This window comes from Variovorax sp. EBFNA2 (assembly GCF_033802765.1).
Classification (GTDB): domain Bacteria; phylum Pseudomonadota; class Gammaproteobacteria; order Burkholderiales; family Burkholderiaceae_C; genus Variovorax; species Variovorax paradoxus_H.
On the sequence record NZ_CP138496.1, the window covers coordinates 5,487,930 to 5,513,746 of the forward strand.

The following is a 25,817-nucleotide window of genomic DNA, read 5'->3' on the forward strand; positions in this document are numbered from 1 at the left end:
CAACGAATCCAGTCATGAACACACAGAAGAACGGCGCGACGCTCCTCGAAGGCGGCCTCGTGGTCGACGGCTCGGGCGGCCCTTCGTGGCCCGGCGACGTGCTGCTGCAGGGCGATCGCATCCTCGCGCTCGGCGAAGGCCTGCGCGCGCGGCTGCCTGAGGGACTGAACATCGCGGACGTCGACGTGGTCGACTGCCGCGGCAAGGTGATCGCGCCCGGCTTCATCGACGCCCACACGCACGACGACGCCATCGTGCTGCGCGACCCGTTGTGCCTGCCCAAGGTGTCGCAGGGCATCACCACCGTGGTCACGGGCAACTGCGGAATTTCGCTGGCGCCGTACCGCACGCCGCAGTCGAAGCCGCCGCTCACGCTGCTGGGCGCCGATTCGTTCAAGCACGCGACGATGGCCGAGTACCGCGCGGCCGTCGATGCGACGCAGCCCGCGCTCAACGTGGCCGCGCTCGTGGGCCACACCACGCTGCGCTTCGCGGCAATGCAGGCACTCGACCGGCCCGCGAACAGCGATGAGCTGGCACACATGGCCGCGCTGCTGGACGACTGCATGGCCGCAGGCGCGCACGGCCTGTCGTCGGGCCTGTTCTACGAAGAGGCGTTTGCCGCACCGGCCGAAGAGGTCACCGCGCTTGCGCGTGTCGTGGCGCGCCACGGCGGCGTCTACGCCACGCACCTGCGCAGCGAGATGCAGCAGATCATCGAAGCGATGCACGAGGCCGGCGACTCCGCTTTTGAAGCCGGTGTTCCCTTGATCATCTCGCACCACAAATGCGCAAGCCCGCCCAACTGGGGCCGCACCAAAGAGACGCTTCCATTGATCGACGCGCTGTCGCAGCGCCAGGAGATCTCGATGGACGTCTACCCGTACGTCGCCGGCTCCACCGTGCTGCGCGAAGACATGGTCGATGGCGTCATCGACGTGCTGCTGACCTGGTCCGAGCCCCATCCCGAGATGACCGGCCGCCTCATCGCCGACATCGCGCGCGAGTGGGGCACGACGGAGAAGGAGGCCAGCCTGCGCCTGAAACCCGGCGGTGCGTGCTATTTCCTGATGCAGGAAGAGGACGTGGAGCGCGTCATCGCGCATCCGCGCACCATGATCGGCAGCGACGGCCTGCCGCACGACCGGCACCCGCACCCGCGGCTGTGGGGTGCGTTTCCGCGCGTGTTTGCGCGCTACTGGCGCCAGCGCAAGCTCTTCACGCTGGAGCAGGCCGTGCACAAGATGACGGGCATGACCGCGCGCAACCTGCGCATCGCCGATCGCGGCCTGTTGCGCGTCGGCGCGATGGCCGACGTGGTGGTGTTCGACCCCGAGACCATCACCGACACCGCGACCTATGACCAGCCGCTGGGCGTGAGCGAAGGGATCGAACACGTGTTCGTGAACGGCGTTCTCGCGTACCGTGGTGCGAGCGAGGCGCGGGTGCTCGCACGCGCGGGGCGCATGCTGACACGGCAGGCACGCGCCGCGAACTGAACGTCGCCGCGCCTCGTCCCTGCCATCCCGTAGAGTGCACGCATGATCGAATCCACAACCCTTCGGTACTTCTACGAGGTCGCGGCCTTTGGCTCGGTGCGCGTGGCGGCGGAAAAGCTCTTCGTCGCCCAGAGCGCCGTGAGCCGGCAGATCGCGCTGCTGGAAGACGAGCTGGGTGTCCCCGTCTTCGAGCGCCACGCACGCGGCATGGCGCTGACCGCGGCCGGCGAGCTGCTGCTGCGCTATGCGCAGGACAACAAGACGCAGCTGGCCGACCTGAAGGGCCAGATCCACGAGTACGAAACACTGGCCAAGGGCCATGTGCGGGTGGGCTGCGTGGAAGGCATCCTGCACGGCCTGCTCACCAGCTTCATGCCGAACTTCATCCGCACGCACCCGGGCATCACCTTCTCGCTCGACCTCATGGGCTCGCATGCGGTGGGCGAGTCGGTGGCGGAGCACAAGTACGACCTGGGCATTCTGTTCGGCGCTTCGCCGCGGCCCGACCTCATCGAGCTGCAGAAGATCGAGCAGCCGCTGTGCGTGATCGCGTCGCCGCAGCATCCGCTGGCACAACTGCGCAGCTGCACGCTCGCGCAGGTCGCCGATGCGCCGCTTGCGTTGCCCGACCGCTCCTTCGGCCTGCGCCAGCTGGTCGACCGCGTCAGCTCCAAGGGCAAGTTCAAGCTGAACATTGCGGTCGAGACGAACTCGCTGTCCTTTGCGAGCCGGCTGGTCGCGGAGTCGGACCTCATCACCTTCCAGCCGAGCGACGTGGTCGCGCCGCTGATCGAGGCCGGCAAGGTGGTGGCCATTCCGCTCACCGATGCGTCGCTGCGCTCGGCGCGCGCCACGCTGGTCGCGAGCTATTCCCGGCGCCTGTCGCTCGCGGCCAATCACCTGTCGCAGTCGCTGATCGCGTACATGCAAGGGTGGCAGCGGCCCGTGAAGCCGGGGCGCGCGAAGGGAAAGTCGGAATAGTTCCGGCGCGCGGAACCTTCGGCGTCGAGAGGCTCAACCCGGCAGCGTGACCGTGATCATCTTGACCTCGGTCATCGCCTCCAACGTGTGCATGCCGCCCAGCCGGCCGATGCCGCTTTTCTTGCCGGAGCCACCGCCAAAGGGCAGGTGGAGTTCCCACCAGGTCGTGCCCGCGTTGATGTTGACGATGCCGGCGGGGATCGCCTTGGCCATCGCGATGCCGCGGCCGATGTCGTGGGTGAACACGCCGACGGAGAGTCCGTAGTCGTTCTGCAAGGCGATCTGCAGGGCCTGCGCTTCGTCCTCGAAGGCGATGACCGGCACGACGGGGCCGAAGGTTTCCTCTGCGCACAGCCGCATTGCCGGGGTGACGTCGCGCACCACGGTCGGCTCGAAGAAGAGGTCGCTGCCCAGGTCCGGCCGCGCCCGGCCGCCATGCAGCACGCGCGCGCCCTGTTCCACGGCCTCGTCCACATGCGCGCGCACCTTGGCCGCCACTTTGGCGTTGTTGAGCGGGCCCATGGTCGTCGCGGGATGCAAGGGATCGCCCAGCACCTGCTCGGCGGCCTTGGCGACCAGCTTGTCGCAGAGGCGGTCGACCACGTTGGAATGAGCCAGCACGCACCCTGTCGCCGCGCACACCTGCCCCGCGTTGAAGAACGCGCCGCCGGCTGCTGCAGCGGCTGCTGCATCAAGGTCTGCATCTTCACAAACGATCAACGGCCCGTTGCCTCCGAGCTCGAGCAGCATCGGCTTGCCGGCGCCCCGCTCGGCGATGCGCTGGCCCGTCGCGGTGCTGCCGGTGAAGGCGATGGCGGTCACGTCCGGGTGCACGACCACCGCATCGCCCACGGTCGCGCCCTCGCCGATCACCAGATTGACGACGCCGGCAGGCAGCCCGGCCCTTTGGATCGCTGCCATCAGCGCGCAGGCCACGAGCGCGGTGGACGGCGCAGGCACCCAGACGAGGGTGTTGCCGGTGGCAATGCCGGGGGCGAGGTACTCCACGGGGATGTTGACCGGGAAGTTCCAGGGCGTGATCACGCCGTACACGCCGCGCGGCTGCCGCAGGGTGAGGACGAGCTTGCGCGGGTCTTCCGCCGGCAGCGTCTTCCCGCCCATCTGCTTGACGAGTTCAGCGGCGAGCCGGAAGCCGTCGGCGGCCTTGGCGACTTCGCCTTGCGCCTCGGCCAGAACCTTGCCCTGCTCGCACGACAGCGTGTGCGCGATGGCCCCGCGCGCGGCATCGATCGATGTCGCGATCGCCATGCACATCGCAGCGCGCTCGAACACAGGCGTGGCGGCCCAATCGAAGGCTGCGGCCCTGGCGGCGGCGACCGCCGCGTCCGCCGTCTCGCGGCTTGACCGGGGCACCGTGGCGATGGTGTCGCCATTGGCGGGGTTGACCACTGGCATCGTGTCGGCGGTGGTCGCCCAGCGCCCGCCGATGTGGTTGCCCGTTTCGACGTCGGGCATGCGGTTGCTGCTCATCGTCTAGCCGTACGAATACGCGATCGACGCGGCATGGCGCGGGCCTTCGCTGCCGCTGGCACGCAAGTCCACGCTGGACACGGACGGCCTGTGCCCGGCCGGCGCGGGGGCCGCGACACCCACATGGCGCTCGGTCTGCGCATCGAAGCAATGGGTCGATGCGGCATCGCGGACCTGCAGGTGCACCACGTCGCCTGGCTTGAGGGCCACCCGATCGTGCACGGAAACGCACCAGGGCGTCTCGCTGCCCGCCACGGTGCCGTAGATCTGCGTCTTGTCGCCCGTCGACTCCGTGAGGATCACACGCAGCGCCAGGCCCTCCGGGGCCAACTGCAGATGCTCGGGCCGCAGCCCCAGCAGGATGTGCTGTCCATCGGCCAGCAGCGGCGTGCACCCGGAAGTGGGCAGATGCCAGGTCTGCCCGTCGGGCAGCGCGAGCCAGGTGCGGCCGTGTTCGCGATGCACCTGCCCCTGCGTGAAGTTCATCGCAGGCGAGCCGATGAAGCCCGCCACGAAGCGGTTGACCGGGCGGTCGTAGAGCTCGAGCGGTGCGCCGACCTGTTCCACCCGGCCCGCGCGCATCACGACGATGCGGTCGGCCATGGTCATGGCCTCCACCTGGTCGTGCGTGACGTAGACCATGGTGTTGCCCAGGCGCTGGTGCAGGGCCTTGATCTCGGCGCGCATCTGCACGCGCAGCTGCGCATCCAGGTTCGACAGCGGCTCGTCGAAGAGGAACAGCGCGGGCTCGCGCACCACGGCGCGGCCCATGGCGACGCGTTGGCGCTGTCCGCCCGAGAGCGCACGCGGCAGGCGGTCCAGGTACGGCGTGAGGTTGAGCAGGCCGGCGGCTTTTTCGATGCGCGGTCGGAAGTCGCTTTCGGCCTCGCCGCGCGTGCGCGGGCCGAAGGCAATGTTCTCGTAGACCGACAGGTGCGGGTAGAGCGCATAGCTCTGGAACACCATCGAGATGTTGCGTTTTTGCGGCGACAGGTCGTTGGCGCGTGCGCCACCGATGCGCAGCTCGCCACCGCTGATGGGCTCCAGCCCCGCGATCATGCGCAGCAGCGTCGACTTGCCGCAGCCCGAGGGGCCGACGAGCACGACGAACTCGCCGTGGGCAATGTCCAGGTCGATGCCGTGCACGACGGGCACGCCCGCGAAATCCTTGCGCAGTTGCTTGAGTTGAACCTGAGCCATGGGGTCTCCTTGTAGTTGTGGAAGGGGTCGCGGCTCAGTAGTCTTCGACGGTGATCTCACGGGCCATCGGCAGGATGCCCGCCATGAGACCCGCATCCACCGGCAACGCCACGCCGGTGATGACGCGCGCGGCGGGTGAGGCCAGAAACAGCACGGCATCGGCGACGTCGTCGGGTGTCGCGAAGTCGCCCAGCGGGTACCACTTCTTCAACTGCTCGAACACCTGCGGGTTCTTGTCGGCGCGCGCCTGCCAGGCGGGCGTCTTGACGGTGCCCGGCAGCACGATGTTGGCGCGGATGCCATAGCCGCCCAGCTCCATGGCGAGCGAGCGGGTGTAGCTGACGAGCGCCGCCTTGGCCGCGCTGTAGGCCGGGTGGCCAAGCGTGGTGAGCGCGTTGACCGAACCGATGAGCACGAGTTGCCCGCTGCGCCGCTCGACCATGGCGTGGCGCACCGCCTCCACGCAATGGAACGCGCCGTTGAGGTTGAGCTGGATGTCGGCCTGCCAGTCCTGCGGCGTGGTCTTGCGCACCGTCGGCCCGCGCGCGGCGCCCACGTTCGACACCAGCACGTCCACCGGCCCGACCACCGCGGCGGCCGCGGCCACCTTCTCGCACAGGCCTGCGCAATCGGTGACGTCCGCCACCAAAGGATGCAGCCGCGCCAGATCGTCGGCGCTCACGCCCTGCCCTGCCAACACGCCCGCCAGTCGGTCCAGTGCGACCGCGTCGTGATCCAGCGCGATCAGCCGGTCACCGGCCTGCAGCACGCGGCGGCACAGGGCCTGACCGATACCGCCCGCGGCGCCCGTGACCAGCGTCACGCGCCGCGGCGACGCGTGGGAATGAACCGGAGACGGGGTCGAAATTAATTTGTCCACGCAATGCGCCCTGTGAATTGCCAATATCTCTCCCGACCGGGCGGCGATGAATTACCGCGCGCAATTCGAGCTCGAATTTTGGAGCGTACAGGACGCCATCGGCATTGGGCCTTCAATATTTCGCACGCAGGGTTCTAGTTTTTAGAAATCAAGGGTTAGCTCTATCTATGGCGTGATCTGGCCGCCTCGTAAGATAAAAAAGCGCAAGCATTGATCGCAGCAGAAGCAGACGTGGATTTAATTCATTTTCAATAATCTTACGAGGAATTAAATATGAAAAAACGAAATACAACTCTATTGGCCAGCGCAATTCTTCTGGGCCTTTCCTCCCTCACGGCCCACGCGGGAAATATCCGCATCGCCATGTCCAGCTACAGCGATAACACGCGCCCCTGGCTGGAGGCGCTGGCCCGGGAATACGAGAAGGCCAACCCGGGAGACAAGGTCAAGGTCGAAGTGGGAAGCTGGGAGAACATGCAGCAGAAACTGCAGGCGGAAATCGCCAGCAACAACCCGCCCGACCTGGCCCATGTCGCCACCCGCTGGGTGGGCGATTTCGTGAACGACGACCTGGTGGAGCCGGTCGACAATTACGCCAATGCGGCCTTCAAGGAGCGCTTTATTCCGGCCTTCCTGAATGCCGGAAATATCAAAGGCAAACCGTATGCGCTGCCCATTGCGGCCAGCGTGCGCGCCATGTTCTATAACAAGGACATGCTGAGCAAGGCAGGCTTTCCCAATGGCCCCAAGACCTGGGACGACGTGATTGCCGCCTCGAAAAAGATCAAGGCGACGGGCGCCTACGGCTACGGCATCCAGGGCAAGGACCTGGATACCGACACTTATTTCTACTACGCGCTGTGGAGCATGGGAGGCGACGTGCTCGATGCCGGCAACAAGGCCGCCTTCAATTCGCCGACCGGGGTGAAAGCCGCCACGCTCTACAAAAGCATGATCGACCAGGGCCTGACCGAGCCCGGCGTGGCCGGCAACACGCGCTACGACCTGCACAACCTGTTCAAGCAGGGGCGGTTGGGCATGGTCATTTCGCTGCCGCCGCTGGCCAAGGAAATCGCCAAGGACGCGCCGCAACTGAAATACGGCATCACCGGCGTGCCCAACGGCGGCAAGGACATCACCTTCGGCGTGACCGACTCGATCATGATGTTCAAGACCTCGAAGAACAAGGAAACCGCCCAGAAATTCCTGAGCTTCATGTTCTCCAAGAACGCGCGGCTGAAGTTCGACCAGGGGGAAGGCTTCATGCCGGTGACGCGCGAGGTGGCCAACGACCCGGTGTTCAAGGACGACCCGGTGCTGTCCGAGTTCGTGACCCTGCTGCCCAACGCGCGCTTCGCGCCGCTGGTCGCCGGCTGGGAAGACTCGGCGCAGGCCGTCACCAATGCGCTGCAGGCCATCTACCAGGGCAAGGCAGAACCGAAGGCGGCGCTGGACAAGGCCGCGGCCGAAGCCAACACCAAGCTCAACAAGAAGTAAGCCAGCAAGCTCGGGGCGCAGCCCCTGGGCTGCGCCAGCTTCCCGCGTGTCGCACCACGCCTAACCACGCCCATTCCGATCGAATTGCCCTATGCAGAATCCCGTTCGAGGTCCGGCCCTGGCTTGGGGGCTGATTGCGCCGAGCCTGTTGCTGACGATCTTCATCCTGGCCTACCCGCTGTCCACGCTGGTGTTCCAGTCGGTGCACGACATCTCGCGCTTCGGCCTGCTGCGGGCCTTCAACGGCCTGGACAACTTTCGCACCGTGTTCACCGACCCGGTGTTCGCCCACGTGGTGTGGCGCACGGTGCAATGGACGGTGTGCGTGGTCGGTGGCGCGGTGCTGTGCGCCGTGCCGATCGCGCTCATCCTGCAGCAGGATTTCTATGGCCGGGGCGTGGCGCGCACCATCGTGATGTTGCCCTGGGCGGTGTCGCTGACCATGACGGCCATCGTCTGGACCTGGTCCTTCAACGGGCAGTACGGCATGGTCAACGCGAGCCTCGCGATGGTCGGGGTCATCCAGGAGCCGATCAACTGGCTGGCTGACGGGCAGCTCGCTTTCTGGGTCGAAGTGGGGGTGGGCATCCTGGTGTCGATTCCCTTCACCGTGACGATCTTTCTGGGCGGCCTGTCGTCGGTGTCGCAGGACATCTACGAAGCGGCCGACATCGAAGGCGCATCGCGCTGGCAGCAGTTTCGCCGGCTCACGCTGCCGCTGCTCAAGCCCTTCATTCACATGGCCATCGTGCTGAACGTGATCTACGTCTTCAACTCGTTCCCCATCATCTGGATCATGACGCAGGGCGGGCCGGACAACGCCACGCACATCCTCGTCACCTGGCTCTACCAGCTGGGCTTCCGCATGGGCCGCCCCGGCGAAGCGGCAGCCATTTCGCTCGTGATGCTGGCCTTGCTGCTGGCCTTCACCGTGTTCTACCTGCGCCTGCAAAAGCGTCAGTCCGCGAAGGCCGCCACATGATCCGCTCCGACAAGCTCGTGCGCAGCCTCTGGTGCTGGCTGCTGCTCCTGCCGCTGGTGGTCGTGGTCATCTTTCCGCTCGCGGTGATGTTCTTCACGGCGCTCAAGCCGGCTTCCGAGATCTACGTCTATCCGGCCCGCTGGCTGCCGCAGCAGTGGCAGTGGAGCAACTTCTCCGCCATGTGGACCCAGACCGGCTTCGGGCGTGCGCTGCTGAACAGCCTGCTGGTGTCGCTCTCCGCCACGGTGCTGACGATTGCCGTCAGCGTGCCTTCCGCCTACGCGCTCGCGCGCCTGAAATTTCGCGGCCAGGGCGGCTACCGGCAGTTCTTGCTCATCACGCAGATGATCTCGCCCGTGCTGCTGGTGGTGGGCCTGTTCAAGATGGCGGCCAGCCTGCCGTGGTTCGACGGCGGCAACATGACCGACTCGCGCCTGTCGGTGGTGGTGGCCTATGGCGCCTTCGGCATTGCCTTTGCCGTCTGGATGATGACCTCGTACTTCGAGACCATTCCGCGCGACCTGGAAGAGTCGGCCTGGCTCGAAGGCTCCGGGCCGGTGCGCACGGTCTGCAAGGTGTTCCTGCCGCTGGCGTTGCCGGCCATGGCGGTCACGGCGCTGGTCACGTTCGTCAATGCATGGAACGAGTTCGCCGTGGTCTACACGCTGATCCGCTCCACGGAGAAGCAGACGCTGACCGTGCTCGTCACCAACATGGTCGCGGGCCAGTACGTGGTGCAGTGGGAGCTGGTGATGGCCGCCGCCATCTGCGCCGTGGTCCCGGTCGCCATCTTGTTTGCGTGGATGCAGCGCTACATGGTGCAAGGCCTGACCGCGGGCTCGGTCAAGTAGCCAGCGGCACGCTGGGGCCGCGGCGGCATCACAGCCCGCTGCTACCCACTGCGCCCTCCCCCTTCGAATAATGCGGCGACGGCCGGCGCGCACCCTGCGCCGGCCGGTTTCGCACCACCTCATCCGAAGGAGACAAACCCGATGGCTCGCAAGATCCTGATGCTCTGCGGCGACTACGCCGAAGACTACGAAACCATGGTGCCGTTCCAGACCCTGCTGGCCGTCGGCCACACCGTGCATGCGGTGGCGCCCGACAAGAAAGCCGGCGACTGGGTGCACACCGCCATCCACGACTTCGAAGGCGCGCAGACCTACAGCGAAAAGCCGGGCCACCGCTTCACGCTGAACGCCACCTTCGACGAGGTGCGCCCCGAGGCTTACGACGCGCTCGTGATCCCCGGCGGCCGTGCGCCCGAGTACCTGCGCATGCACAGCCGCGTGGTCGAGATCGCCCGCCACTTTCTCGCCACCGACAAGCCAGTGGCCGCCGTCTGCCACGGCGCGCAGCTGCTCGCGGCCACGGGCCTCATCAAGGGCCGCAAGGTGTCGGCGTATCCGGCCTGCCAGGTCGAGGTGGAACTGGCCGGCGCCGAGTACATGGGCATTCCGGTCGACCAGGCCGTGACCGACCGCAACCTCGTCACCGCACCGGCCTGGCCGGCGCATCCGGCGTGGCTGTCGCAGTTCCTCGTGGTGCTCGGCACGCGCATCGAACACTGACCTGACGCAAGTGCGTGGGCGGCGCTACAGTGCCGCGTCGCCCCGACTCATGCACGCTCGCAAAGGAGATGGCCCATGTGCGAAGTCTTCATCAGCGCCGATCCGCAAAGCTACGACGCGCGCACGCGCTCGGTGCGGCTGCACGGCGTGGTCACCAGCATCCGGCTCGAGAACCTGTTCTGGCAGGTGCTCGAAGAGATCGCGCAGCGCGACGGCATGGCCGTGGTGCAGCTCATCGAGCGGCTGTACGACGAGCTCGTTGCGGCGCGCGGCGAGGTCGGCAACTTCGCGTCGTTCCTGCGCGTGTGCGCGCTGCGCTACGAGGCGATGGTGGCGCAGGGGCGGATTCCGGCGGACACGTCGGTCGCGATCCGCTCGCTCGATGCGAACGCCGTGCTGCATGAACTGCCGCAGGGCTGGGGACGGCCGACGCCTGCGCAGCCGTCAAGCGAGACGCGCGTGCGCACGCTCCACGCTGTCGCACGGCGACATGCGTAGACGCCGCCCGGCGCACGGGATCACCAGCGCATCTTCACGCCGACGCTCGCATTGACCCCGCTCTTGATGCGCGCGTCGCCGCCGGAGCCCGCCCACAGCTTGCCCAGCTCCACATACACGCTCGTGTTCTCGGCCACCTGCAGCGTGGCCCCTGCCGCCAGCTCGGTGCTGCTGCCGCCGGTGCGCGTCGCGATGTCCGTGACACCGGCCGGGCCGACAAAGCGGGTGACGTCGGTGCCGCTGCTGCTGCGGTAGAAGTTCACCCGCGCATAGGGTTGCAGCAGACCGGCGCTGGTGACGAACTCGCCCTTCACGCGCACGCCGGCGCGTGCCCGCCAGCCGTTGTCGCTCTTCTGCTGCACAAGGGCGCCGGAGATGCCCGTGTCACCCAGGCTCACCCGCTGGTGCACCAATTGCACCTGCGGCTCGACGGTCCAGTTGGGCGCAATGGGAATCGACCGCCCCACCTCGATGGACGCCAGCAGGCTGTTGCCCTTGCCGCCACGGGAGAAGCCCAGCGCGGGCGAGGCGGTGTAGCGGTGGCGGCCGGCCTGCAACACGCCGTCGACGTACACGCCGCTGGCGTGCTTCCAGGTGGCATAGGCGCCCAGGTATTCGCTCTTCTGGTTGTTGCTGCCCACGCCGCGGTTCGCGAGGCCGCTGGCAAAGCCGTTCACGCGCATGTCGCCGTCGAGCTGGCCGACGTACACGCCCGTGCGCCAGTCGGGGTTGGCCCACAGGTCGGTGCCGGCCTGGAAGCCCGTGAGGCGCCCCTTGCTCGTGGGGCTCACGGTGCCGCCCTGCGCGATGGTGCGCTCGGTGCTGATGATCCGGCCCCAAGCCTGCCGGTAGCCCTGCGCGGGCGTGGCCGTGTTCGCGCCCCTGACCAGGTCGTCGCCCGTGCGCTGGTGCAGGTTGCCGAGCATCGCGAGGCTGGACTGGCGCAGCTGCTCGGGCAGCGCCGCGTAGAGCGGCACTTCGGCGCGGTAGGTCGGCACGACGAGCACGGGCACGCCGTCTGCGGCGCCAGTGCCCGTGCCGCCACCGCCGGCAGGCGGTGTGCCGGGCGTCACCGGCGTGGCAGGGGTAACAGGCGCGGTGGTCGAGCGCAGGTACCAGTTCTCGCCCGCGCCGGTGGCATCGGCCGCATGCAGCCGGTACTCGTAGGCGCCCGCATCGACGTGCGTGCCGGCCAGCAGGAACGCGCTCTTGGTCGTCTGCGCAGTGGTGGTCGCGCCGTTGATGGCGCTGATCACCTCGATGCCGTTGCCGGTGGTGAGCGCGCCCAGGCCGCCCAGGTTGGTGATCTGCACATTCGTCGTACCGCTGGCCACGGCGGTGGCGCCGCTCAGGATGAGCCGATCGCTCGCGCTCGCGCTGGTGCCCAGCGCGGTGCCCAGTCGCAGCGTGCCGCCGTTGCCCACCCATGGGCCGTTGACGGTGAGCGTGGTGCCGGGCACCGCGCCCACCAGCGACACGCTGCCGCTGTTCGCCATCGACGCGAGGGTCTGGCTGTTGCCGGCCAGGTCGAGCGTCGCGCCGGTGGCCACGGTGAAGGGGCTCACGCTGCTGAGCACGTTGGCCGCGCCCGCGCGCAGGGTGCCCGCCGCCACGTTGGTCGCGCCCGCATGGGTGTCGGCACCGCTCAGCGTCAGCACGCCCACGCCGATCTTCACAAGATCGCTGGCGCCGCAGATTGCGCCGGTCCACGCCAGGTTGTTTCCGTTGGTGTCGATCGTGCCCGTGCCGCCCAGCAGCAGGGCGTTGCTCACGGTGAGGCCAGCGGCGCCCGCCACGACGCTGGCGGTCGCGCCCGCGCCGATCGAAATCGCGCCCGTCATCGACGAGCCGGTGTTCAGCGTGAGGCTGTTGGCGCCGCCCGTGAACGCGACCGCCGCGGCGCGCGTGACGCCATCGCCGCCCAGGCCGCCCGCGATGGTTCCGCCATTGGTCAGCGCGAGATTCGCGCCTGTCACGCCCGCGCCGCCCGCGCCGTTGGCACCGCTCGGGCCGCCGTTGCTGCTGGCCCCGCCGACGCCGCCCGCCCCACCGGCGATGGTGCCGGTGTTGGTGATGGTTGCGCCCGCGCCGATCGATGCGACGCCCGCCCCGCCGTCGCCGCCGGCGCCCGGTGAACCGGTGCCGCCCGCGCCGCCGCCAGCCGCACCTCCAGCGCCGCCGGCGCCGCCCGTGATCGAACCGCTGTTGCCGACGGTGACGGCAACGCCCGCGAGCGTCGCGCCGATGCCCCCTGCGCCGCCGCCGCCGCCCGAAGCGTTGATACGGGCGGGCAACAACTCGGCCCCACCGGCACCGCCCGCGCCACCCGTGAGCGAGCCGGAGTTGTTGAAGCTGAGCCCCGGGTTGGTCGCATTCAGGTAGAACCCGCCGCCCCCGCTGCCGCCGCCGCCGGCCTGCGAGAAGGCATTCCCGCCCTGCCCGCCCGCGCCGCCCGTGGAAGACCCCGTGGCCGTGTAGCTGCCGAGCGGACCGATGAGGATCGAGCCGTAGCCGCCGGCACCACCGCCGCCGGCCGCCCAGTACCCGTTGCCGCCCGCGCCGCCGATGCCGCCCGTGTAGCTGTCGGACGAGTTGGCCACGTTGTTGGCGATCGACATCCCCTGGAAGCCACCGCCGCCACCGCCGCCGTAGCCGTTGCCGTTGGCCGCGTCACCGGTCTGCGATTGGCCCGCGCCACCGGCGTCGCCCTGGAACGCACCGGGACCGGTGGGCGTACTGGTGGTGCCGGCCGCGCCGCCGGCGCCCGGCGTGGCACCGGGGAAGCTGCCGATGCTGGCGTTGGCCCCCGCCGTGACGCCGCCCGGCGTCGACGATCCGCCCGCGCCGCCGAAAGCATTGACCGTGTTGTCATTGAAGCCGCCGCTGCCCCCCGTGCCATCGCTGCCGCCAGCGCCCGCGTTCAGCGACGGGTCGCCGATCGGCTGGCCACCCGCGCCGCCGGCCGCGAGCACGGGCACGACGCACACCCACAGGGCCGCCGCTGACACCGCGGCCGCCACCACGCGCACGCCGCCCCCGCTGCACGATCGCGCGTGGCCGCGCGCGATTTCCGGCGCGGCCACCCAGGTGCCGGCGGCGGGATTCCACAGGGTTCGAAAGATCTGGTTCATGACTTCAACTCCCTCTTCGTTCACTGACTGAGCAGGTTGGAATCCGTGTGCAGCAGCAATGGCTGGCTCCTCCACACGGCGACGATTTCGGATGTGCAAGTCAAAAATGTAAGAACGGGTGCCGGTTACGCGTATCCCTGCAAGGGGGTACCCTGAAATGGGAGCGGCCTACCGGATACGGGGCCGCACCGCCTCTGCCAGGGCGTGCGGTAGACGGTCTACCCTGGCGCGTATCCGTGCGTAACATGTGACATTTGCACAGCACACTCTTTCGCGCCACGCGCGGCACCGACGCGCCCAAAAGAAAAGGCACCCTCGCGGGTGCCTTGTTCGTTGCGGGTGGTGCGCCGAGCGCGAGCAATCAGTCCAGCGACACGTTCGCCTTGCGGATCACGTCGGTGAAGCGCTTCGTTTCCGTTGCCACGAACTGGTCGAACTGCGGGCGCGTGGTCGGGAACGGCTCGTAGCCGAAGCTCTTGAACTTCTCCAGCACGTCGGGTTCGGCCAGGCCCTTCTCGATGTCGCGCTTGATCTTCTCCGTCACCGAAGCCGGCAGGCCCTTGGGCACGGCAATGGCGTTCCAGCCGATGACCTCGAAGCCCTTCGGGCCGCCCGATTCACTCACGGTCGGCACGTCGGGGAAGGCGGCGTTGCGCTGGGGCGCGGCCACGGCCAGGAAGCGCAGCTTGTTGGCGCGCTGCAGCGGGCCGGCGGTGGCGCTGCTGCCCAATGCAAAGGCCAGCTCGCCCGTCGCCACAGACGTGTAGAGCTGCGTGGTTTCCTTGTAGATGATGTGTTCCATCTGCGTGCCGGTGGCCGACTCGAAGAGCTCCGAGCCCAGGTGCACCGGGTTGCCGACCGACCACGAGCCGTAGTCGAGCTTGCCGGGGTTGGCCTTGGCGTCGGCGATGAGGTCGCCCACGGTCTTGTACTTGCTGTTCGTGCCCACGGTGAAGAAGAAATACGTCTTGAACAGCGGCAGCAGCGCGTCGAAGTCCTTCGATGCGTCGTAGGGCAGCTTCTTGAACAACGCCGGGTACGCGGCCAGGTGCACGTTGTCGAGCACGACGATGTCGTGGCCGTCTTTTGCGCCGCGCTTGAAGGCGTCGATGGCGATGAAGCCGTTGCCACCCGGGCGGTTCTCGACCACCACCGGCTGGCCCCAGGCGCGCGAGAGTTTGTCGGCCACGAGGCGGGCCACGCCGTCGGGACCACCGCCGACCGGGAACGGCGTGATGATGCGCACGGGCTTGGTCGGGAAGGCTGCAGCTTGTTGCTGTGCCGAAGCCGTCAGCGGCAGGAGGCCGCCGGCAGTCAGGGCCAGCGCGGCCGCTGCGATGGCGCGACGCGAGAGCGACGAACGGAAGAAGGACATGAAGGAAGTCTCCGGTTTAAAAATCGTTGATTGATTGGGTGCAGCGCGCAGCCGCCCGGTCAGTCGACCGACGCGCCCGAGGCCTTGACGATGCCGGCCCACAGCGCGCTTTCCTTCGCGATGAGCGCGGCGTAGTCGGCCGGCCCGCCGAGCAGCGGCACGGCGCCTTCCACGTCGAGCCGCGACTGGAACTCGGCACCGCTCGCCACCTGCAGCATCTGCGCCGACAGCGTCTTCACGAACGCATCGGGCGTGCCGCGCGGCGCGAGGATGCCGTAGGTGAGCGTGCTCTCGAAGCCCGCGAGTTCGCGCAGGCCCGACTCGGCCACGGTGGGCACGTCGGGCAGCGACGGCAGGCGCTTGGCACCCGTGACGGCGATGGCGCGCAGACGCCCGCCCTTGACCAGTGCGAGCGCGGGCGGGATGACGCTGAACATCACGTGCACCTGCCCGCCCGCGAGGTCGGTGAGCGCGGGGTTCGTGCCCTTGTAGGGGATGTGATTGATCTTCGCGCCGGTGCGCTGCGCGAAGAGTTCGCCCGTGAGGTGGCCGCCGGTGCCGCTGCCGCTCGATGCGTAGTCGAGCAGGCCCGGGCGCGACTTCGCCTCGTTGACGAGGTCGGCCACGGTGCGAACCTTCGATGCGGCGGGCACCACGAGCACGAGCGCGGACGACGCGAACATGGCCACGGGCAGCAGGTCTTTGCGCGCGTCGAACTTCAGGCCCTTGTACAGCGCCGGGTTGATCGACACGGTGCCCGTGTGGCCCAGCAGCAGCGTGCTGCCGTCGGGCGTGCTGCGCACCACCTGCTCGGTGCCGAGGTTGCCGCCCGCGCCGGGTTTGTTGTCGACGATGACGCCCGACTTGCGCACTTCGCCCAGGCCCTTGGCCATCTGGCGTGCGAACACGTCGTTGCCGCCGCCGGCCGCGAACGGCACGACGATGCGGATCGGCTTGGCATCGCTCGGCTGCGCATGCGTGGGCAGGCCCGCCGCGGCCAGCAGGCCCAGCAGCAGCTCGCGTCGGGCGAGAGCCATCAGACGCGTTCCAGGATCACGGCGATGCCTTGCCCCACGCCGATGCACATGGTGCACAGCGCGTAGCGGCCGCCGCCCTTGTGCAGCTGGTTCACCGCGGTGGTGGCCAGGCGTGCGCCGCTGGCGCCGAGCGGGTGGCCCAGTGCGATGGCGCCGCCGTTGATGTTCACGCGCGCGTCGTCGTCCTTCAGGCCCAAGAGGCGCAGCACGGCAAGGCCTTGCGCGGCGAAGGCTTCGTTGAGTTCGATGACGTCGATCTGGTCGAGCGTGAGGCCGGTGAGCGCCAGCACCTTCTGCGTGGCGGGCGCCGGGCCGATGCCCATGATGCGCGGCGCGACGCCGGCCGTGGCCATGCCGACCACGCGGGCGCGCGGCGTGAGGCCGTGCTTGGCGGCGCTGGCTTCGTCGGCCAGCAGCAGCGCGCAGGCGCCGTCGTTCACGCCGCTGGCATTGCCGGCGGTGACGGTGCCGTCGGGACGCACGATGGGCTTGAGCTTGGCCAGCGCCTCCAGCGTGGTGTCACGCGGATGCTCGTCCTTGTTGACGATGATCGCGTCGCCCTTCTTCTGCGGCACGGTGACCGGAACGATCTCGGCATCGAAGAAGCCGGACTTCTGCGAGGCCACGGCGCGCAACTGCGAGTTCAGCGCCATCAGGTCTTGCGCTTCGCGCTCGATCTTGTAGTCGGTCGCCACGTTCTCGGCCGTCTCGGGCATCGAGTCGACGCCGTACTGCGCCTTCATGAGCTTGTTGACGAAGCGCCACCCGATCGTGGTGTCGTACACCGCGTTGTTGCGGCTGAAGGCGCTCTCGGCCTTGGGCATGACGAAGGGCGCGCGGCTCATGCTTTCGACACCGCCGGCAATCATGAGGCCGGCTTCACCGGCGCGGATGGCGCGGGCTGCGGTGCCCAGTGCATCGAGGCCCGAACCGCACAGGCGGTTGATGGTGCCGCCGCCCACTTCAATCGGCAGGCCCGCGAGCAGCGCCGACATGCGCGCGACGTTGCGGTTGTCTTCGCCGGCCTGGTTGGCGCAGCCGTAGAGCACGTCGCTTACCGCTTGCCAGTCGACGTTCTTGTTGCGCTCGATGAGTGCGCGCAAGGGCACAGCGCCGAGGTCGTCGGTGCGCACGCTGCTGAGCGAACCGCCGTAACGGCCGAAGGGGGTGCGCACGGCGTCGCAGATGAAGGCTTGGGTGGTCATGTGAGTTGTCTCTTGAATGGGTTGAACGGATCAGGCGGCGATCGGAAGGCCGACCAGCGTCTCGAGCTCTTCGCGGCTCAGGCCTTCGACGAGGTCGACGAGCTTCAGGCCCTGCGGCGTGCACTCGAGCGTGGCGAGGTCGGAGTACACGCGCTTGACGCAGCCGATGCCGGTCAGCGGATAGGTGCATTCCTGCACCAGTTTGCTTGCGCCTTGCTTGGTGAGCAGATCCATCATGACCCACGTCTGCTTGGCGCCGATGGCGAGGTCCATCGCGCCGCCGACGGCGGGAATGGCGTCTTTCTCGCCCGTGTGCCAGTTGGCAAGGTCGCCCGTGGCCGACACCTGGAACGCGCCGAGCACGCAGATGTCGAGGTGGCCGCCGCGCATCATCGCGAAGCTGTCGGCGTGGTGAAAGAACGAGCCGCCCGGCAGCAGCGTGACGGGCTGCTTGCCGGCGTTGATGAGGTCGTAGTCTTCTTCGCCGGCCTCGGGCGCGGGGCCCATGCCGAGGATGCCGTTCTCGCTCTGCAGGATGACTTCGCGGCCCTTCGGCAGGTGGTTGGCCACGAGCGTGGGCTGGCCGATGCCGAGGTTGACGACGGCGCCGTCGAAGATGTCTTGTGCGACGCGGGCTGCCAGTTGGTCCTTGGTGCGACGTGTGTAGCTCATGGTCATGCTGCCTTCTTGAAGCCGCCGGCCTGCGTGGCCACACGTTCGATGCGCACCACCTGGTGCACGAAGATGCCCGGGGTCACGATGGTCTCGGGGTCGAGGGTGCCGAGCTCGGCGATGTCGTGCACGGTGGCCACCGTCTTCTTCGAGGCCATGGCCATCACCGGGCCGAAATTGCGCGCGGCCTTGCGGTAGACCAGGTTGCCCCAGCGATCGCCGCGCTCGGCCTTGATGAGCGCCACGTCGCCGTGGATGGGGTACTCGAGCACGTACTGCTTGCCGTCGATCTCGCGCGTTTCGCGGTTGCCTGCGAGCTGCGTGCCGTAGCCCGTGGGGCAGAAGAAGGCACCGATGCCGGCACCCGCCGCACGGATGCGTTCGGCGAGGTTGCCCTGGGGCACGAGTTCGAGCTCGAGCTTGCCGCTGCGATACAGGCCGTCGAACACCTGGCTGTCGGCCTGGCGCGGGAAGCTGCAGATGATCTTGCGCACGCGGCCGGCCTTGAGCAGCGCCGCAAGGCCCGTCTCTCCGTTGCCTGCGTTGTTGTTGACGACCGTGAGGTCCTTGGCGCCCTGCTCGACGAGGCCGTCGATGAGTTCGCCTGGAATGCCGGCGGTGCCGAAGCCGCCGATGAGCACCGTGGCGCCGTCTTGGATGCCCGCGAGGGCATCGGCGACCGAGCGCGCGATCTTGTTGATCATGAAGCTTGTCTCCGGGAGTGAAGAAAGAAACCGAACGGTCCGAACAGCCTGCCGAATTCACGAATCCTCGCGAACTGCAATTTGTTCGTCTAAAGAACTTTTGTTCGTATAATGAATTTTAGAGAGGATCGCTCGCCATGGCAACCCGCCCCGCTTCCGCCAGTTCCACCGCCGACACGCCCGCACCTGGCGACAGCTACGTGCAGTCTTTTGCGCGCGGGCTGCAAGTGATTCGCTCGTTCAGCGCGAGCGCGCCGCACCAGACCCTGAGCGAGGTGGCGGCCGGCAGCGGCCTCACGCGTGCGGGGGCGCGGCGCATTCTTCTCACGCTGCAGACGCTGGGCTACGTGGTGACCGACGGCAAGCTCTTCACGCTCACGCCGCGCATCCTCGACCTGGGCTTTGCCTACCTGTCGTCGATGCCGATCTGGAACCGCGCCGAGCCGGTGATGGAAGCGCTGGTGCAGCAGGTGCAGGAGTCGTGCTCGGCCGCCGTGCTCGACGCGACCGACATCGTCTACGTGCTGCGCGTGCCGACGCAGAAGATCATGCGCATCAGCCTGGGCGTGGGCTCACGGCTGCCGGCGTACTGCACGTCGCTGGGCCGCCTGCTGCTGGCCGACTTGAGTGACGACGAGGTGCGCGCGCGCCTCGAGGCCTCGAACCTCGAGCTGCTGACCAAGCACACCGTGACCGACATCGAAGCGCTCATGGCCAAGGTGGCGCAGGCACGCAAGCAGCAGTGGTGCCTGGTGAACCAGGAGCTGGAAGAAGGCCTGATCTCCGTGGCCGCGCCCATCGTGAACCGGCAGGGCCGCATGGTGGCCGCGCTGAACATCAGCGGGCAGGCGAATCGCACGAGTGCGAAGGTGATGCAGGAGACGATGCTGCCGGCGCTGATCGATGCGGCGAAGCAGGTGTCGGCGCTGCTTTAGGAAAGAGCAAGGCCGACATCAAGTGAAGGCCGTCGCGCCCTCACCCCAACCCTCTCCCAGAGGGAGAGGGAGCAAGGCATCAGGCCTCGGAGCGAATGCCTTTCATGATGATCACGCCGCCCAGGCGTGTCGTGTCGGCGCGCATGCGCTTGGCCAGCGTGTCGGGCGAACCGGGCTGCGCCTGCCAGCCGGTCTTCAGCAGCGCCTCGCTCACCTCGGGCGAACTGATCACTTCGACCAGCGCGGCATTGAGCCTGGCCACGGCCGCCGGCTTCATGCTCACGGGCGCGGCGAGCGCGGTCCAGATCTCGAGGTCGGCGCCGCGCACGTCGGCGTCGCGGATCGTCGGCAGTTCGTTGACCAGCGGGCTGCGCTCGGGCGAGGTCACGCCGATGGCCTTGAGCTTGCCCGACTTCACGTGCGGCATCGCCAAACCGGGCGGCAGCAGCGCCAGCTGGATCTCGCCCGCGAGGATGCCGGCGATCACCTGCGGGTTGCCGGTGTAGGGCTTGTGCTGCGCGGTGATGGCGGCGCGGCTCTTGAGCAGCTCCATGCCCAGATGGCCCACGGTGCCCACGCCCGGCGTGCCGTACTTGCCGCCGCTGCCCAGGTTGCGCACCCACAACAACAGGTCGGCCGCCGACTTGCCCGCGGCGCTGCCCGACACCACCAGCACCAGCGGCGCCGTGCCGATGAGACCGATGGGCGCGAAGTCTTTTTCGGGGTCGAAACCCAGCGACGGGTTCAGCAGCTTGGCGATCGTGAGGTTGCCGTTGATCAGTGCGCCGATCGTGTGGTCGTCCGTGGCCTTGGCCACTTCGGCGGCCACGAGGTTGCCGCTGGCACCGGGCTTGTTCTCCACCGTCACCGGCTGGCGCAGGATCTTCGAGAGCGGCTCCGCGATGGCGCGCGCCGCCAGGTCGGGCGAGGCACCCGCCGGAAAGCCCACGAGGATGCGCACGGGCTTGGTCGGCCAGGCGGCATCGCCGCCTGCGGCGCGCTGGGCCCACGAGGCCGGAGTGAACAGCGAGCTGGCAATGGCTGCAGCGCCGCCTTCGAGCAGGCGGCGTTTGGTGATCTTCAAGACGGACTCCAAAGGGATAGAAAAATCAGGGTAAACACGTGTATTTTGCTTACGATACGTTACATGATGATGCTGCGGCGCACAAGTTCGGCACAACTGTGAATAGGGCCGTTCGACGGCCTTGTCAGCTTGGTATCCAGAGGTGACGGGCGCATTTACAATGCCTGCCGCATTCCCCTTCCCCTACCACGAGGTCTTGTCCGCAATGCCCAAGAGCCCCAGGCCTCGCGCCCGCTTCAGCTTCTCCCCCACCGTGCGCGCCCTGCTCCTGGCCGTTGCGGCCTGTGGCACCACGCTCCCCGCGCTGGCCGCGACCGAACACGAGGACGTCGACCGCCTGATGCAGGCCGGCAAGCTCGACGAAGCCATGACCAAGGCCGACGCCTTCCTCAAGGACAAGCCCCGCGATCCGCAGATGCGCTTCCTGAAGGGCGTGATCCAGCTCGACACCGGCAAGCGCGCCGAGGCCATCGCCGCCTTCACGCAGCTCACGCAAGACGCGCCCGAGCTGCCCGAACCGTTCAACAACCTCGCCGTCATCTACGCGAGCCAGAACCAGTTCGACAAGGCCCGCAACGCCCTCGAAAGCGCCATTCGCACCAACCCCAGCTACGCCACCGCCCAGGAAAACCTCGGCGATGTGTACGCGCGGCTGGCCAGCCAGGCCTACAGCAAGGCGCTACAGCTCGACCAGAACAACACCGCGGTGCAGCCCAAGCTGGCCGTGATCCGCTCGCTCTTCACGACCACGCCGACGGCCGGTTCGAAGGGCGGCTCGACCCTCGTGGCATCGGCCACGACGACGCCCGCACCCGCTCCGGCTGCGAAGGCACCCACGCCGGCGCCTGCGCCCGCACCGGTCGCCAAGGCGCCGGCTCCCGTGCCCGCACCTGCGCCCGTTGCCAAGGCGCCCCCGCCCGCACCAGCGCCGGCACCCGCCGCCGCGCCTGTCGCACCGCCCGTCAAGGTGGCGGCAGCGCCCGCACCGGTTGCCAAGACGCCTGAACCAGCTCCCGCACCGGCACCTGCCGCTGCGCCGGCTTCCACCGCCGAGATCGAAGCCGTCGTGCGCGGCTGGGCCTCGGCCTGGGCCAGCCAGGACATGGACCGCTACCTCGCCGCCTACGGCAGCGACTTCGCGCCCGCCGGCGGACAGAGCCGCAAGGCCTGGGAAGAAGACCGCCGCGCCCGCATCGTCGGCAAGTCCAGCATCAGCGTGAACCTCGAGAACCTCGCGATCAAGGTCGACGGACAGACCGCCACCGCCAAGTTCCGCCAGGTCTACCGCGCCGACAACCTCAACATCGCGAGCCGTAAGACGCTCGAGCTCCAACGCTCTGGCAACCAGTGGCACATTCGCAAGGAAAGCGTCGGCGGCTAGTGGCAGACATCGTCCGGCAAGGCCGGCTTCAGCCCCTCCCGTTCCCGCTGCGGAGCGGGAAACTGCTCGCGGCCTTGATGGCCGCCTCTGCGCTTCTGCTGGCCACGCCCGGCGCCGCGCTCGCAGCCAACAACAACAGCACCAGCAGCAAGACCGCCAAGGCCGGCAGCGCGAAGAGCGCCAAGGCCGGCGGCAGTCGGGCGTCTGCCAAGGAAGCGCGGGCCAGCAAAGCCGGCAGCGGTGCGAGCAAGACGCAGCTGCAAGCCAAGGGCAAGCGGTCCCCCGTGGCGGACAGCCAAGGCGCCGCGCGCCCGGCCCGCAAGTCCGCAAGAGCAGCCGCGCCGCTCCAGGAAGCCAACGGCGCCGAGGCGCGCCTGATCGCCGTCTACGAGCTGTTCGGCCGCGGCAAGAGCCGCGAGGCGCTGGCCAAGGCCCAGACCCTCGTGCGCGACCACCCGAACTTCCAGCTCGCGCAGCTGGTGTACGGCGACCTGCTCGCAGCGCAGGTGCCGCCGTCGAACGCCATGCCCGACACCGCCGGCATCGCGCGCCTGCGCGGCAACCCGGCCATGGTCGAGCTGCACGAGGAATCGCGCCGCCGCCTGCAGGCCCTGCGCGAACGCCCGCCCGCCGGCACCGTGCCCTCGCAGTTCCTCACCCTCTCAACCCGCAGCCGCTTCGCCATTGCCGTCGATGCGTCGCGCTCGCGGCTGTACCTGTTCGAGAACTCCGACAAGGGCATGAAGCTCGTCGCCGACTACTACATTTCGGTCGGCAAGTCGGGCACCGACAAGGCCGTCGAAGGCGACGCGCGCACCCCGCTGGGCGTGTACTACATCACCAGCAGCCTCGACCCGCGCTCGCTCAAAGACTTCTACGGCGCCGGCGCCCTGCCCATCAACTACCCCAACCCGTACGACGTGCGGCGCGGCAAGACCGGCAGTGGCATCTGGCTGCACGGCACCCCGCCCCAGCAGTTTGCGCGGGCGCCGCTCGCCAGCGACGGCTGCGTCGTCATGGCCAACCCCGACTTGAAGCAGCTGCTGCGCAAGGTGCAGATCGGCGCCACGCCCGTCGTCACCGCGCGCAGCCTGCAATGGATTTCGCAGCCGCAGGCCGAAAAAGAAGAAAAGAAATTCGCCGATTCAATTGCCGCCTGGAAAGACGCACGTGCCAGCGGCAATGAAGCGCAATTGAAGAAGTTCTATTTGCCGGATTTCCAGCGCGCCAGCCGGAAGCCCGTCGATGCCAATTCGGTGCTCCGCGACGAATTGACCTACGCACAAGGTAAACGAGTGCAAATCAAGGACGTGTCGTACCTCCACTGGCGCGACACCGAGGACACCATGGTCGCCACCTTCGGCGAGGTGTTCGAGGGCGAGAAGAACGGCCGAACCCGCCGCCAGTACTGGCTCCGCCAAGCGGGTGAGTGGAAGCTCTTCCACGAAGAAATCCTGGGCTGAGGCCCCATCACCGAAGGGGTCTCGGCCCCAAAAGTGTGATTTATTGCCCAAACAGGGCCACCTTGTCGAGCGTTACAAATTGCACTCCTGGGTACCCCGCTACGTAACACGTAACGGGCGTGTTCCCGTAACACTCAACTTTCGGACGTTCCCTCGCCCGTAACGCGTTCCCCTCGTCCATGCCAGTGTGCATGCGGTTTACAGAGGGAAACGAACATCTCCACACTGTGAATAAGTGACCTTTTCTGCCCCGTTGTGGGGGCCGAACGAGGCTGGCCGTTTTCCTGCTTTACCCCTCCGAGTAGCACATCCGGGACTCAATCCCATGTGTTTCTGCCCTTGATACACGGAGTTACGCTGTATAACATCCACCGTGCCAGCCTTTGTTAACACTTCCTTTCAGGAGATCACCATGCTTAGTTCTATTACTCGTTTTCTGCGCGATGAAGAGGGTGCCACTGCGATTGAATATGGATTGATTGCTGGATTGGTTTCCATCGCAATTGCCGCTACTTTGGGCACTCTCGGCACGGACTTGTCTGCTCTCTTTGGCAAAATTTCCGCAAAAATTAACCCCCCCACGACTCCACCCGTCTGATAAGCAGGCACTAGGCAAAGCGCACGGAGCCGCACACAAATCATGACGTTGACGTCATTTTGGTTACTGTGGCTTCTTCTCGTTGCTGCTTATGACTTCCACCAGCGCCGTGCCCCCAACTGGCTTGTGCTGTCCGGCGCCTTGGCTGCGCTGGCAGCACTGGCCCTTGAGGTGCAACCGTTCGGCATCGGATGGTCAGAGGCGGGTATTGGCGCCGCAGTGGGCTTTTGCTTTCTCCTGTGCTTCTACGCCGTTGGTCTTATGGGAGCAGGCGACGTGAAGTTCGCAGGCGCCCTCGGACTGTGGGTCGGCCTGTCGGCGCTGGTGCCGATCTGGATCATCGCCAGTCTGATCGCTGGCGCTCACAGCGTCCTCTGGTTGGCCCTCAAGCGCTGGCCTTTTTCCCCACGACTCACCTTGATGCTTTTAGGCCCATCGCGAACGCTCGAATCCGGTGCGTCTACCCGCCGGCCTCGCATCATTCCCTATGCGGCCTATCTCGCGTTGGCCGCTGCGGCGTGGATGGTTTGGGGGCGACAGAGCTAGCCACAACTAGCTCTGACCCGACTCGCAGGCCCTTCATCTCTTCATCATGAATGCTTGCTCCCTTCCTTCAGTTCGCCGCCCATGATCAACCTCACCAAAATCGTCGCCGCCATCCTCGTGCTTCTGGCTCTCGCACTCGGAGGCTATGCATGGGTTCTCAGCCGCAAGGCACCGCCTCCGCCGCCTGCAAGCGCAACCTCCGGCGCTGCGCCTGCCAAGGCATCACAGGCTCAGACCTTCCCGGTAGTCATCGCTGTCAAGCCGCTGCCAGCTGGCCAGGCGATCCCGGCCGATGCCCTGCGCGTGGAGCAGCTGACGATCAATCCTGCGGGAGCCTTCAAAGAGACTGCGCCCCTCGCCGGCCGCGTCCCGGTGATCGACCTCGGTGAAGGCTCGCCCCTGCTCGAAGGCCAGCTGGTTTCCGGCCTTGCCTTGCGCGTTGCCGAAGGCGAGCGCGCCGTCGCTATCAAAGCTGACGAGGTCATGGGCGTGGGCAACAAGGTCCAGCCCGGTGACTTCGTCGACGTGTTCCTGATGCTGAAGTCCGACAGCAAGGACATCGATCGCAGCCAGTCGCGCTTACTGCTGTCGCGCAAGCGTGTGTTGGCCTTCGGCAGCGCATCGGTTGACGGCCTGCCCTCCAAGACCGATAAGAACGGCAACCCGCAGGCGCAGCAACAACGCGCCGAAACCGCACGCACGGCCGTGCTCGCAGTGCCGCTAGACGACGTCAACCGCCTGACACTCGCGGAGAACAGCGGCCGACTGCTGCTGGCGCTACGCAATCCCACCGACATGTCGGAGCCCGATCCGAAGCTCTTTGCCGAATTGCCCACAGCCCTACAGCCAGCATCGCCAAAGCGTGGCGAAGCGCCGCGCGCGCCGCTCGAAGGCCTGGATCGCGCCCAAGCCGGCCTGACTGCCGCCGATTTCGTGACCGGCGGCAAGCCAAGCGCCCTGCGCACGCCCCTCGCCGCGGCACGGCCCGCGGCTGCAGCCGGCGCCGGTGGCAGCCGCAGCGGACTCTCGGTCGAGGTCATTCGCGGCGACCGCAGCGAAACCATCCACTACTGATCCGTGCCACGCC

The 25,817-nt window shown here is 67.5% G+C and carries 23 protein-coding genes; 13 read left to right on the forward strand and 10 right to left on the reverse strand.

Annotated elements, in window-relative coordinates:
- Positions 1 to 14 precede the first annotated feature (14 nt).
- Positions 15 to 1,499: a D-aminoacylase gene (locus RZE79_RS25840; RefSeq protein ID WP_319357407.1), complete on the forward strand. Its 1,485-nt coding sequence runs from the start codon at positions 15 to 17 to the stop codon at positions 1,497 to 1,499.
- 42 nt (positions 1,500 to 1,541) lie between these two features.
- Positions 1,542 to 2,480, forward strand: coding sequence for a LysR family transcriptional regulator (locus RZE79_RS25845; protein ID WP_319357408.1), 939 nt, complete (start codon positions 1,542 to 1,544; stop codon positions 2,478 to 2,480).
- A 33-nt stretch (positions 2,481 to 2,513) separates the two neighbouring features.
- Here the strand turns inward: RZE79_RS25845 and RZE79_RS25850 are convergent, their stop codons facing one another.
- Genes RZE79_RS25850 through RZE79_RS25860 form a run of 3 tightly spaced genes read right to left on the reverse strand, consistent with a single transcriptional unit; the run spans position 2,514 to position 5,994 of the window.
- Positions 2,514 to 3,971 carry an aldehyde dehydrogenase family protein gene (locus RZE79_RS25850; protein ID WP_319357409.1) on the reverse strand — a complete coding sequence of 486 codons (1,458 nt, stop codon included), beginning with the start codon at positions 3,969 to 3,971 and terminating at the stop codon, positions 2,514 to 2,516.
- Positions 3,972 to 3,974: 3 nt separating this feature from the next.
- Complete coding sequence (locus tag RZE79_RS25855; RefSeq protein ID WP_319357410.1) at positions 3,975 to 5,171, reverse strand: sn-glycerol-3-phosphate ABC transporter ATP-binding protein UgpC; 1,197 nt, start codon at positions 5,169 to 5,171, stop codon at positions 3,975 to 3,977.
- A gap of 34 nt (positions 5,172 to 5,205) precedes the next feature.
- Positions 5,206 to 5,994, reverse strand: coding sequence for an SDR family oxidoreductase (locus tag RZE79_RS25860; RefSeq protein ID WP_319357411.1), 789 nt, complete (start codon positions 5,992 to 5,994; stop codon positions 5,206 to 5,208).
- Between the two features lie 330 nt (positions 5,995 to 6,324).
- Between RZE79_RS25860 and RZE79_RS25865 the strand changes: the two genes are divergently transcribed.
- The 5 genes from RZE79_RS25865 (at position 6,325) to RZE79_RS25885 (ending at position 10,599) form a co-directional block, all read left to right on the forward strand.
- Positions 6,325 to 7,548, forward strand: a complete 1,224-nt coding sequence (locus tag RZE79_RS25865; RefSeq protein WP_225616798.1) for an ABC transporter substrate-binding protein — start codon at positions 6,325 to 6,327, stop codon at positions 7,546 to 7,548.
- 91 nt (positions 7,549 to 7,639) lie between these two features.
- The gene (locus tag RZE79_RS25870; RefSeq protein WP_319357413.1) at positions 7,640 to 8,530 is read left to right on the forward strand and encodes a sugar ABC transporter permease; all 891 of its coding nucleotides are present in this window, start codon (positions 7,640 to 7,642) and stop codon (positions 8,528 to 8,530) included.
- On the forward strand, positions 8,527 to 9,381 hold the full coding sequence (locus RZE79_RS25875) for a carbohydrate ABC transporter permease (RefSeq protein ID WP_319357414.1): 855 nt from the start codon (positions 8,527 to 8,529) through the stop codon (positions 9,379 to 9,381). Before RZE79_RS25870 ends, RZE79_RS25875 begins: the two co-directional genes overlap by 4 nt.
- Before the next feature lie 141 nt (positions 9,382 to 9,522).
- Positions 9,523 to 10,101, forward strand: coding sequence for a DJ-1/PfpI family protein (locus RZE79_RS25880; RefSeq protein ID WP_159272943.1), 579 nt, complete (start codon positions 9,523 to 9,525; stop codon positions 10,099 to 10,101).
- Positions 10,102 to 10,176: 75 nt separating this feature from the next.
- A complete protein-coding gene (locus tag RZE79_RS25885) occupies positions 10,177 to 10,599 on the forward strand; it encodes a ribbon-helix-helix domain-containing protein (protein ID WP_319357415.1) in 423 nt (140 codons plus the stop codon).
- Between the two features lie 20 nt (positions 10,600 to 10,619).
- On the opposite strand, the gene RZE79_RS25890 is transcribed toward RZE79_RS25885, so the two are convergent.
- The 6 genes from RZE79_RS25890 to RZE79_RS25915 form a co-directional block, all read right to left on the reverse strand.
- Positions 10,620 to 13,730 carry an autotransporter outer membrane beta-barrel domain-containing protein gene (locus RZE79_RS25890; RefSeq protein WP_319357416.1) on the reverse strand — a complete coding sequence of 1,037 codons (3,111 nt, stop codon included), beginning with the start codon at positions 13,728 to 13,730 and terminating at the stop codon, positions 10,620 to 10,622.
- Positions 13,731 to 14,091: 361 nt separating this feature from the next.
- The gene (locus RZE79_RS25895; protein WP_319357417.1) at positions 14,092 to 15,105 is read right to left on the reverse strand and encodes a tripartite tricarboxylate transporter substrate binding protein; all 1,014 of its coding nucleotides are present in this window, start codon (positions 15,103 to 15,105) and stop codon (positions 14,092 to 14,094) included.
- A 59-nt stretch (positions 15,106 to 15,164) separates the two neighbouring features.
- Positions 15,165 to 16,142 (reverse strand): tripartite tricarboxylate transporter substrate binding protein, encoded by a 978-nt coding sequence (locus tag RZE79_RS25900; RefSeq protein ID WP_319357418.1) that lies wholly within the window; start codon positions 16,140 to 16,142, stop codon positions 15,165 to 15,167.
- Positions 16,142 to 17,347: a 3-oxoadipyl-CoA thiolase gene (pcaF, locus tag RZE79_RS25905; RefSeq protein ID WP_319357419.1), complete on the reverse strand. Its 1,206-nt coding sequence runs from the start codon at positions 17,345 to 17,347 to the stop codon at positions 16,142 to 16,144. The genes RZE79_RS25900 and pcaF overlap by 1 nt, the downstream gene beginning before the upstream one ends.
- Positions 17,348 to 17,377: 30 nt before the next feature.
- Positions 17,378 to 18,025, reverse strand: coding sequence for a 3-oxoacid CoA-transferase subunit B (locus RZE79_RS25910; RefSeq protein WP_319357420.1), 648 nt, complete (start codon positions 18,023 to 18,025; stop codon positions 17,378 to 17,380).
- Positions 18,022 to 18,723 carry a 3-oxoacid CoA-transferase subunit A gene (locus RZE79_RS25915; protein ID WP_099792811.1) on the reverse strand — a complete coding sequence of 234 codons (702 nt, stop codon included), beginning with the start codon at positions 18,721 to 18,723 and terminating at the stop codon, positions 18,022 to 18,024. Before RZE79_RS25915 ends, RZE79_RS25910 begins: the two co-directional genes overlap by 4 nt.
- Positions 18,724 to 18,860: 137 nt before the next feature.
- Here RZE79_RS25915 and RZE79_RS25920 point away from each other — a divergent pair, with 137 nt between their 5' ends.
- Positions 18,861 to 19,658, forward strand: a complete 798-nt coding sequence (locus tag RZE79_RS25920) for an IclR family transcriptional regulator C-terminal domain-containing protein (protein WP_319357421.1) — start codon at positions 18,861 to 18,863, stop codon at positions 19,656 to 19,658.
- 79 nt (positions 19,659 to 19,737) lie between these two features.
- Here the strand turns inward: RZE79_RS25920 and RZE79_RS25925 are convergent, their stop codons facing one another.
- Positions 19,738 to 20,742: a tripartite tricarboxylate transporter substrate binding protein gene (locus RZE79_RS25925; protein ID WP_319357422.1), complete on the reverse strand. Its 1,005-nt coding sequence runs from the start codon at positions 20,740 to 20,742 to the stop codon at positions 19,738 to 19,740.
- A gap of 205 nt (positions 20,743 to 20,947) precedes the next feature.
- Between RZE79_RS25925 and RZE79_RS25930 the strand changes: the two genes are divergently transcribed.
- The 5 genes from RZE79_RS25930 (at position 20,948) to cpaB (ending at position 25,804) form a co-directional block, all read left to right on the forward strand.
- Positions 20,948 to 22,123 (forward strand): tetratricopeptide repeat protein, encoded by a 1,176-nt coding sequence (locus RZE79_RS25930; RefSeq protein ID WP_319357423.1) that lies wholly within the window; start codon positions 20,948 to 20,950, stop codon positions 22,121 to 22,123.
- Positions 22,090 to 23,586 carry a murein L,D-transpeptidase family protein gene (locus RZE79_RS25935; protein WP_373696509.1) on the forward strand — a complete coding sequence of 499 codons (1,497 nt, stop codon included), beginning with the start codon at positions 22,090 to 22,092 and terminating at the stop codon, positions 23,584 to 23,586. Before RZE79_RS25930 ends, RZE79_RS25935 begins: the two co-directional genes overlap by 34 nt.
- 412 nt (positions 23,587 to 23,998) lie before the next feature.
- Complete coding sequence (locus RZE79_RS25940) at positions 23,999 to 24,184, forward strand: Flp family type IVb pilin (protein WP_319361297.1); 186 nt, start codon at positions 23,999 to 24,001, stop codon at positions 24,182 to 24,184.
- Between the two features lie 42 nt (positions 24,185 to 24,226).
- Positions 24,227 to 24,730, forward strand: coding sequence for an A24 family peptidase (locus RZE79_RS25945; protein WP_319357425.1), 504 nt, complete (start codon positions 24,227 to 24,229; stop codon positions 24,728 to 24,730).
- A gap of 81 nt (positions 24,731 to 24,811) precedes the next feature.
- The gene (gene cpaB, locus RZE79_RS25950) at positions 24,812 to 25,804 is read left to right on the forward strand and encodes a Flp pilus assembly protein CpaB (RefSeq protein WP_319357426.1); all 993 of its coding nucleotides are present in this window, start codon (positions 24,812 to 24,814) and stop codon (positions 25,802 to 25,804) included.
- Positions 25,805 to 25,817 lie beyond the last annotated feature (13 nt).